At 69.2% G+C, this 8,137-nt stretch carries 7 protein-coding genes; 4 read left to right on the plus strand and 3 right to left on the minus strand.

Annotated features, from left to right (window positions below):
* Nucleotides 1-5: 5 nt before the first annotated feature.
* Genes VD964_RS09485 through VD964_RS09500 form a run of 4 tightly spaced genes read left to right on the plus strand, consistent with a single transcriptional unit; the run spans nt 6 to nt 3,365 of the window.
* Nucleotides 6-1,202 (plus strand): acyl-CoA dehydrogenase family protein, encoded by a 1,197-nt coding sequence (locus VD964_RS09485; RefSeq protein ID WP_324867915.1) that lies wholly within the window; start codon nt 6-8, stop codon nt 1,200-1,202.
* Nucleotides 1,199-2,245 (plus strand): phosphotransferase family protein, encoded by a 1,047-nt coding sequence (locus tag VD964_RS09490; RefSeq protein WP_324867917.1) that lies wholly within the window; start codon nt 1,199-1,201, stop codon nt 2,243-2,245. The genes VD964_RS09485 and VD964_RS09490 overlap by 4 nt, the downstream gene beginning before the upstream one ends.
* Nucleotides 2,242-2,655: a DUF6285 domain-containing protein gene (locus tag VD964_RS09495; protein ID WP_324867919.1), complete on the plus strand. Its 414-nt coding sequence runs from the start codon at nt 2,242-2,244 to the stop codon at nt 2,653-2,655. The genes VD964_RS09490 and VD964_RS09495 overlap by 4 nt, the downstream gene beginning before the upstream one ends.
* A complete protein-coding gene (locus VD964_RS09500; RefSeq protein WP_324867921.1) occupies nt 2,652-3,365 on the plus strand; it encodes a histidine phosphatase family protein in 714 nt (237 codons plus the stop codon). The genes VD964_RS09495 and VD964_RS09500 overlap by 4 nt, the downstream gene beginning before the upstream one ends.
* Nucleotides 3,366-3,422: 57 nt before the next feature.
* Here the strand turns inward: VD964_RS09500 and VD964_RS09505 are convergent, their stop codons facing one another.
* The 3 genes from VD964_RS09505 to VD964_RS09515 all read right to left on the minus strand — a co-directional run.
* Nucleotides 3,423-3,749: a hypothetical protein gene (locus VD964_RS09505; RefSeq protein WP_324867923.1), complete on the minus strand. Its 327-nt coding sequence runs from the start codon at nt 3,747-3,749 to the stop codon at nt 3,423-3,425.
* A 91-nt stretch (nt 3,750-3,840) separates the two neighbouring features.
* On the minus strand, nt 3,841-7,077 hold the full coding sequence (locus VD964_RS09510) for a sensor domain-containing protein (RefSeq protein WP_324867925.1): 3,237 nt from the start codon (nt 7,075-7,077) through the stop codon (nt 3,841-3,843).
* Between the two features lie 364 nt (nt 7,078-7,441).
* The coding region (locus VD964_RS09515; protein ID WP_324867927.1) for a pyruvate kinase at nt 7,442-8,137 on the minus strand (696 nt) is incomplete at its 5' end.

Here is an 8,137-nt window from a genome sequence, read left to right on the forward strand (position 1 = left end):
GTTCCATGGACTTCACCCTTCCCCCGGAGCTGGACGACTACCGCCGCCGCGTGCGCGCCTTCGTCGAGGAGGAGATCCTCCCGGTCGAGGCCGACCGCGCCAACTGGGACGAGCACGAGAACATCGCCGACGCCCCCCTGGCGACCTTGCGCGCCAAGGCCAAGGCCGCCGGCCTGTGGACGCTTCAACTGCCGAAGGAGGTGGGCGGGCAGGGGCTGCCGATGGTCGGCGTCGCCGCCTGCTACGAGGAGATGAACCGGTCGATCTTCGGCCCGGTCTGCTTCAACGCCGCCGCCCCCGACGACGGCAACATGCGGCTGCTGAGCATGGTCGGCACGCCGGCCCAGAAGGAGCGCTGGCTCGCCCCCATCGTCGAGGGACGGGTGCGCAGCGCCTTCGCCATGACCGAACCGCATCCCGGCGGCGGCTCCGACCCGTCGATGATGAAGACGAGGGCGGAGCGCAAGGGCGACCGCTGGGTCGTGACGGGACGTAAATGGTTCATCACCGGGGCCGACGCGGCGCAGCATTTCATCCTGATGGCGCGCACGTCCGACGATCCGCGCAAGGGGCTGACCGCCTTCCTGTTCGACAAGGACCAGCCCGGCTGGCGCATCGAGCGCCGCATCCCGATCATGGGGCCGGAAGAGCATGGCGGCCATTGCGAACTGATCTTCGACGGTCTGGAGATCGCGGACGAGAATGTGCTGATGAAGGTCGGCGACGGGCTGAAGGCGACGCAGATTCGCCTCGGGCCGGCGCGGCTGACCCACTGCATGCGCTGGACCGGCCTTGCCAAGCGCTGCCTGGAGATCGCCGCGGCTTACGTGAAGGAGCGCGAGAGCTTCGGCATGCCGCTGGCCGAGCATGAGGGCGTGCAGTGGATGCTGGGCGAGACGGCGATGCAGATCGAGATCGGCCGGCTGCTGACCATGAAGGCGGCGCATGCGCTGGACAGCGGCAGCTATGCCCGCAAGGAGGTGTCGATGGCCAAGGTCCAGGTCGCCGACACCCTGTTCAAGGCGGCGGACACGGCGATCCAGCTCTGCGGCGCGCGCGGCTATTCCAAGGATACCGTGCTGGAATGGATTTACCGCTACGCCCGGCAGGCCAAGCTGGTCGACGGCGCGTCTGAGGTTCACAAGATGGTGCTGAGCCGCAGCTATCTCGCCGAGGGCGACGATTTCTGGGGCTGGCGATGAGCGGCGGCGACACCGGCCTGACCGCCGACCGCAAGGCTGCGCTGGAATCCTGGCTGACCGGGCAGGCCGGCGCCAAGTCCGTGACGGTGACGGAGGAGGGGCGGCTCAGCGGCGGCGCCATCTCGCTCAATCTGGCGGTGACGTTGGATATCGACGGCGGGCGGCTGGCCGGACGCCATGCCTGCGTGCTGCGCACCGGCTCCGCCTCCGGCGTGTCGGCCAGCCTCGGTAAGGTGCAGGAGGCGGCGGTTCTCGGCGCCGTCTTCGCGGCCGGCGCCACGGTTCCGGAGCCGCTGTTCGTCGGATCGGACCCGGCGATGCTGGGCGCGCCCTTCTACATCATGCGGCGGGCGGCGGGCATCGCCGCCGGCTTCCGCATCGTCAAGAGCGACGCGCCGCAACGCGAACTGGCCCGCGAGCTCGGCCGGCAACTCGGCCTGATCCACCGCGTGCGGCCGGGGACGCCGGGGCTGGAGTTCCTGGCCCTGCCCGAACCGACGGCGGCGCTGCAGGCCACGGCCGATTTCCGCCGCTGGGCCGGGCGCTATGCGGTGACCGATCCGGTGCTGACCTATGGCCTGCGCTGGCTGGAACGCAACGCGCTGCCCCCCGGCGATCTCGTGCTGTGCCACCGCGATTACCGCACCGGCAACTACATGGTCGAGGACGGCCGGTTGTCCGCGATCATCGATTGGGAGTTCGCGGGCTGGTCCGACCCGATGGAGGATCTGGGCTGGTTCTGCGCCGCCTGCTGGCGCTTCGGCCGCAACGACCGCGAGGCCGGGGGCATCGCCGACCGGGCCGACTTCTATGCGGGCTATGAGGAGACCGCCGGCCGTCCTGTGGACCCGCATGCCGTCGCCTATTGGGAAGCGGCGGCCTGCATGCGCTGGGCGGTGATCGCCATCCAGCAGGCCAACCGCCACATCTCCGGCACCGAACCGTCGCTGGAACTGGCGCTGACCGGGCGGATGCTGCCGGAGATCGAAATGGACCTGTTGCTGCACCTGGACGCCGTCGCGGCGCGCGGAGGTTTCGTATGATCAACGACGATCCCAAGGCCGGCGACCTCGTCGCCATCGCGCTGCGCAGCTTCCGCGAGTCGATCCTGCCGGTGATCCCGGCCGACCAGCGCTTCACCGCGCTGATGATCGCCAACGCTCTGGGCATGGCCGAACGGGAACTGGCGGCCGGCGGCAAGGCCGAAGCGGAGCTTGCCGCGGCGATCGGCGGACTAATCAACGCCAAGGGCGATCTGCGGGCGCTGCTTCCCCGGCTCTGCACCGACATCGATGTCGGACGGTTCGATTCCGCCGAGCGGCAGGCCGCCCTGCGGGCGGTGCTGATGGACATCACGCGGGCAAGGCTGGCGGTGAGCAATCCGAAGCGGCTCGCCGCCGAAGCACCGAAGTCTGAAACGCCGAAGTCCGAAACGCCGGGATCCGGTCGATGAGCCTGTTCGCGCCGCTGGACGGCACCGTCGCGCGGCGGCGCCTGTACCTGCTCCGCCATGGACATGTCGCCTATTACGATGCCGACGGCAAGCCGCTGAACCCGAAGCTGGCCGCCCTGACCGATCGCGGGCGGGAAGAGGCGCGGGCGGCCGGCGGGCTGCTCTCCGCCGTGCCGCTCGACCGCGTGTTGTGTTCCGGTCTCGCCCGCACGCGGCAGACGGCGGAACTGGTCGCCGAACCGCATGGGCTGGCGGTGGAGGACCACCCGGCCTTCCTGGAAATCCGCGCCGGGCGGCTGGCCGGCGTTCCGAAGGAGAACCGCGAGGCCGCCTATGTCTACGGCTTCGACGCCGCCACCGAGGAGGGCAGTTTTGCCGGCGGCGACGGCTTCGCGGCGGTCCGCGACCGGGTGGTGTCGGCCATCGAGGCGTTGGTGCTGGAACCCGGCTGGACCCATCTGGCGCTGGCCGCCCATGACGGGGTGAACCGCATGCTGCTGTCCTGGGCCTGTGGGGCTGGCCTGTCCGCCCTGTCGGCCTTCGAGCAGGATTACGGCTGCATCAACATCATCGACGTCGATGTGGCCGACGGCCGTGTGCTGCGCCGCCTGATCCGTGCCGTGAACCTGACCCCCGGCAACCCGGCAAAGCTCGGCCTGCACCGCACCAGCCTGGAGGAGGCCTTCGGTCCGCTGCTGGATCTGGACTGATGGCGGTGCCGTGCGGGATTGGGAATGCCGGGCGGTCGGCCGCCGCCCGGCGATCCATCAGTGCCGTGCCGCCTTGTGGTCGCCATGCTCCCGCTTTTCTGCGGTATCGCGGCCGATCAGCTTGTTGAAGTTGGAGCCCTCCTCATAGAGCAGCGCCAGCTTGGAGTCCTCGAACTGCTGGAAGAACTCGTTCCAGTCGATCTCCTCCAACTCGCCATGGTCGGATTGGCGGGCCTTGGGGAACATCAGGCGCAGCAGGCCGACGCCGGTCTTGCGGTTCTTGTCGCCGTCTTCGTCATGGGTGCTGCGGACGACGGCGGGCTTGCCGCCGTGGCTTTCGGCCCAGCGGCGGATCTCGTCGTGGTCGGTGGTGGTCTTTGCCATGGGTATCCTCCGGGTCGGTGTCCTGGCAGGAAGCGTTCCCGTACCAGAACAGCCGGCGCCGGAAGGCGTTGCGGTCCAGCGGCTCGCCGGGTCAGCCGCCGCCGTGCATACGGTCCCTCTGCAGCCGGCCGCCCTGCAGCCGATCGATCAGCGCCGGCACCGCCGCCGCGGGGATCGGGCGCGAGACGTGGTAGCCCTGCGCCTCGTGGCAGCCCAGCCGGCGAACGGCGTCGAGCTGCGCCCGGTCCTCCACCCCCTCGGCGGTGATGACGATGCCGAGGTTGCGGCCCATGCCGGCCACCGCCTGCACCACGGCGGTGGAACCGGTGCAGCGCGGCAGGTCGGCGACGAAGCTGCGGTCGATCTTCACCTTGTCGAAGGGAAAGCGGCAGAGATAGCCCAGCGCCGAATAGCCGGTGCCGAAATCGTCCATGACGATGCGCGTGCCGAGCGCCCGCAGCTCCCGCAGGGTATCCAGATTGGTGTCGTCGTCCTGCAGCAGGACCGATTCGGTGATTTCCAGCTCCAGGCGGCCGGGGGCGAGGCCGGTGTCGGCCAGGGCGTTGCGCACCGCCTCGACCAGTCCCTTGTTGCGGAACTGGACGGAGGAGACGTTGACGCTGACCCCGATCTCGTCCGGCCAGCGCATGGCCTCGCGGCAGGCCGTGCGCAGGGCCCATTCGCCGATGGGGGCGATCAGGCCGGTTTCCTCCGCCACCGGGATGAAATCGGCCGGGCTGATCAGGCCGCGCCCGGGATGGCGCCAACGGATCAGCGCCTCGAACCCGCGGATGCGGCCGTCGTCGGTGGCGATCAGCGGCTGGTAGTGCAGTTCGAACTCGTCATGGCGCAGGGCGTCGTGCAGGCCGAGCTTCAGGTCGTGGAAAGCCTTCAGCCGTTCCGCCATCTCCGGGGCGAAGAAGCGGTGGGTGTTGCGGCCGTCGGCCTTGGCGCGGTAGAGCGCGATGTCCGCCGCCTTCATCAGCGAATCGGCGTCGGTCCCGTCGCGGTGGGACAGGGCGATGCCGATGCTGGTGCCGGTCTGGATCTGGGCGCCGTCGATGTCGAAGGGCTGCGCCAGGGCGGACACGATGCAGCGGGCAAGCTCCTCCGCCTCGCCCGATCCCCAAAGGCCGGGCTGGAGGATGGCGAACTCGTCGCCGCCGAAGCGGGACACGAGGTCGGCCGGACCGATGCAGCCGCGCAGCCGGTCGGCCACCTGCCGCAGCAGCGCGTCGCCGGCCGGGTGGCCCAGCGTGTCGTTGACCGCCTTGAACTGGTCCAGGTCGATGTAATGGACCGCCATCACGCAGTCGGGTGTCGCCTCGCGCAGGGACTGCTCCAGCCTTTCCTGGAAATAAAGGCGGTTGGACAGGCCGGTCAGCGAATCCAGCCGGGCGAGGCGCGCGATCTTCTCCTGCGCGGCGCGCCGCTCCTCTTCCATGCGGCGACGTTCGGTGACGTTGCGGAAGAACACCGACAGGCCCTGCGCAGTGGGGAAGGCGTGAACCTCCGTCCATTCGCCGAGCGCCGTGACGAACTCCTCGAAGACAACCGGCCGCTGCTCCACCATCGCCTTGCGGAACAGGTCGCGGGTGCCGGTCTGCTGCGGGAAGGCGCCGAAGAAGTCGTCGCCCAGCCGGATGCCGCAGCCCTCATGGATGGCGGCGGCGGCCGGGTTGCGGTAGGTGATGCGCCAGTCGCGGTCGACGAACACCACGCTGTCGGTCGTGCTCTCCAGCACCCCGGACAGCAGGGCCGTGGATTCGTCCACCTTTTGCCGGGCCATTTGGATGTCGGTGATGTCGCGGGAGATCGCCAGCAGCCGCTGCGGCCGTCCATCGGGGCCGGGCAGCGGGCAGACCAGATTGTCCCACCATTTGGGCGTGCCCTTGGCCGTCGGACAGAAGCCGATGAAACGGGCGGTGCCGCCTTGCCGCGCGGTTTCCACCGAAGCCCGCAATTGCGCCCGGCGCTCCTCGGGCCAGAATGCTTCCCAGGGTTGGCCGTTCACGCAGTCGATGCTGTCGAGTTCCATCAGGGCGAGGCCGGGGATGCTCATGAAGGTCAGCCGCCCCTCCATGTCCAGCACCTTGACGCATTCCGGCGTGTTGTCGAGAATCTGGCGGGCGAAGGCCTCGCTCTCGCGCAGGGCGGCTTCCGTCATCTTCCGTTCGTGGATGTCCTCGGTCGAGCCGTACCAACGCACGACCCGGCCGGTTGCGTCACGCCGGGCCGCGGCACGCCCGCGGAACCAGCGATAGCTGCCGTCGGCCATGCGGATGCGCTTTTCATGGTCGATCCGGACGCCGGTCGCCATGGCGTCGGCCCAATTGTTCAGGGTGCTTCCAATGTCGTCAGGGTGGACGGCGCCCATCCAACCATGCCCCAGCGTCTCCTCGTGGGTCAGGCCGACCAGGGCGCGCCAGCGCGACGAAACTTCCAGAAGCCGGCCGTCGGCATCGAGCGTGAAGGGGAATTGCGGGTTCAGTTCGACCGAATGGCGGTAATGGTCCTCGCTCTCGCGGAGCGCGTCCTCGGCCAGGCGGCGCTCGTGGATATCCTCGTCGGTGCCATACCAGTGGAGGATGCGGCCATCCCCGCCGCGGTGGGCGGAGGCGCGGCGGCGGAACCAGCGGTAGCCGTCGCCGCCTTGCGCCTCTCCTCCGGCAATGTGCAGGCGCAAGTCGATTTCAAGCGGCGTGCCGCAATTCAGCGCCACGGCCCAGGCGGCGGCGAAGGGCGCGCGATCGTCGGGGTGGAGGGCGGCGCTCCAGCCTTCGGCGGTGGCGGTCTGCCCGGCGGTCAGGCCGATGCGGTCGCGCCAGCGCGGCGTCGTCCGCGGCGTGCCGTCGGGGTCGCTGCACCAGGGATAGAGGTCGCTCTGCTCCAGCGTGTGGCGATGCAGCTCCTCGAACTGCCGGAGGTCGGCCTCCCGGCGCCATAGTTCGGTACGATCCTCGACGACGCAGAGTAGAGCGGCTCCGTCCTCGTCGCGGTGGGGATGCAGCGCGGCGACCAGCACCGCGTCGGTGCCGGTCAGCAGGATGCCCTCGACCACCGCGCCGGCCAGGACGGCCGGCAGGGCCGCGTGCAATGCCTCTTCCGCCTCCGGCCAGAGGTCGGCCAGCGAGACCCCCGCCGCCGAAGAGGATGGCAGCCCGGCCATGGCGCCCATGCGCCGGTTCATCCGCAGGCAACGAAGCCGCCGGTCGAGGAACGCGATTCCCACCGGAAGCGCGTCGTACACGGCATCCACCGGAGCCGGCTTGCGGTCCGGAAGCCAGTCGAATCCGGCGGTCGGCTCGGCGGTCAGGGCTTGGTGCATTGTTCCGGATCGAAAAGGATGACGATCACCGGCACCAAGGTGCCAGAGCTCATCCTTATTCGTGAAGCACCGAAGAAAAGGTTAATTGTCTATCCAGGCTGACAGTAGCCGCCGATGAAGCGAGGGTGTTGTCTCCAAAATGTTCTGCGGCGGCACCGAAAATTCCGGCGCGATGCTATTGGGGGAAACCCTGATATTTGTCGGACGGTCGCGGATTGCATGGGAGTGGATCGATCCTCCGCCTCGTCTAGGAGGCGGGACCTGAAGGCCGGTCGGCTATTCGCTTGCTGCTCAGTCAGGCTTCCGGTTCTTCGAAACGGAAGCCTGACTGCTGGCAGACGTTGCGGTTATGCCGGGCTGCCGATCAGGCCTCGGTAAGCTCCATCGGCTGACGGGCCTGGGTGTCGCGCTCGCGGTCCTGACGGCTCGGCGCCTCGACCCAGGCGATGCGCAGGATGTTGGTCGATCCCGGCATGCCGAACGGAACGCCGGCGGTGATGACCAGCCGTTGCCCTTCCTCGGCCAGCCCATGGACGAAGGCGAGACGGGCGGCCTTGTGCACCATGTCGGAGAAGTTCTGCACGTCCTCGGTCAGCACGGCGTGAACGCCGTAGGCCAGCACGAGGCGGCGGGCGATGGCGGCCTTCTCGGTCATGCAGAGGATCGGCACCTCCGGCCGTTCGCGCGCCGCCCGCAGCGTGGTGGAGCCGCTGGTGGTGTAGGTGGCGATGGCCGCCGCCTTGATGGTGTGGGCGACCTGACGGGCCGCGGCGGTGATGGCGTCGGACGCGGTCTGCTCCGGATCGGCGTGCTGCGCGTCCATCATGGTGCGGTAGAGCGTGTCGCCTTCCACCCGCCGGGCGATGCGGTCCATGATCGACACCGCTTCGATCGGATACTCGCCCGACGCGGTTTCCGCCGACAGCATGACCGCATCGGCACCGTCGAACACCGCGGTGGCGACGTCGGACGCCTCCGCACGGGTCGGGGCGGGGGCGGAGATCATCGATTCCAGCATCTGGGTGGCGACGATCACCGGCTTGCCGGCCAGACGGGCGGC

Origin of the sequence: Azospirillum sp., assembly GCF_035628975.1 — a bacterium.
Taxonomy (GTDB): Bacteria; Pseudomonadota; Alphaproteobacteria; order Azospirillales; family Azospirillaceae; genus Azospirillum.

Coding starts and splice junctions, on each gene's coding strand:
- VD964_RS09485 (WP_324867915.1), top strand. CDS start 6: ATGGACTTCACCCTTCCCCCGGAGCTGGACGACTACCGCCGCCGCGTG.
- VD964_RS09490 (WP_324867917.1), top strand. CDS start 1,199: ATGAGCGGCGGCGACACCGGCCTGACCGCCGACCGCAAGGCTGCGCTG.
- VD964_RS09495 (WP_324867919.1), top strand. CDS start 2,242: ATGATCAACGACGATCCCAAGGCCGGCGACCTCGTCGCCATCGCGCTG.
- VD964_RS09500 (WP_324867921.1), top strand. CDS start 2,652: ATGAGCCTGTTCGCGCCGCTGGACGGCACCGTCGCGCGGCGGCGCCTG.
- VD964_RS09505 (WP_324867923.1), bottom strand. CDS start 3,749: ATGGCAAAGACCACCACCGACCACGACGAGATCCGCCGCTGGGCCGAA.
- VD964_RS09510 (WP_324867925.1), bottom strand. CDS start 7,077: ATGCACCAAGCCCTGACCGCCGAGCCGACCGCCGGATTCGACTGGCTT.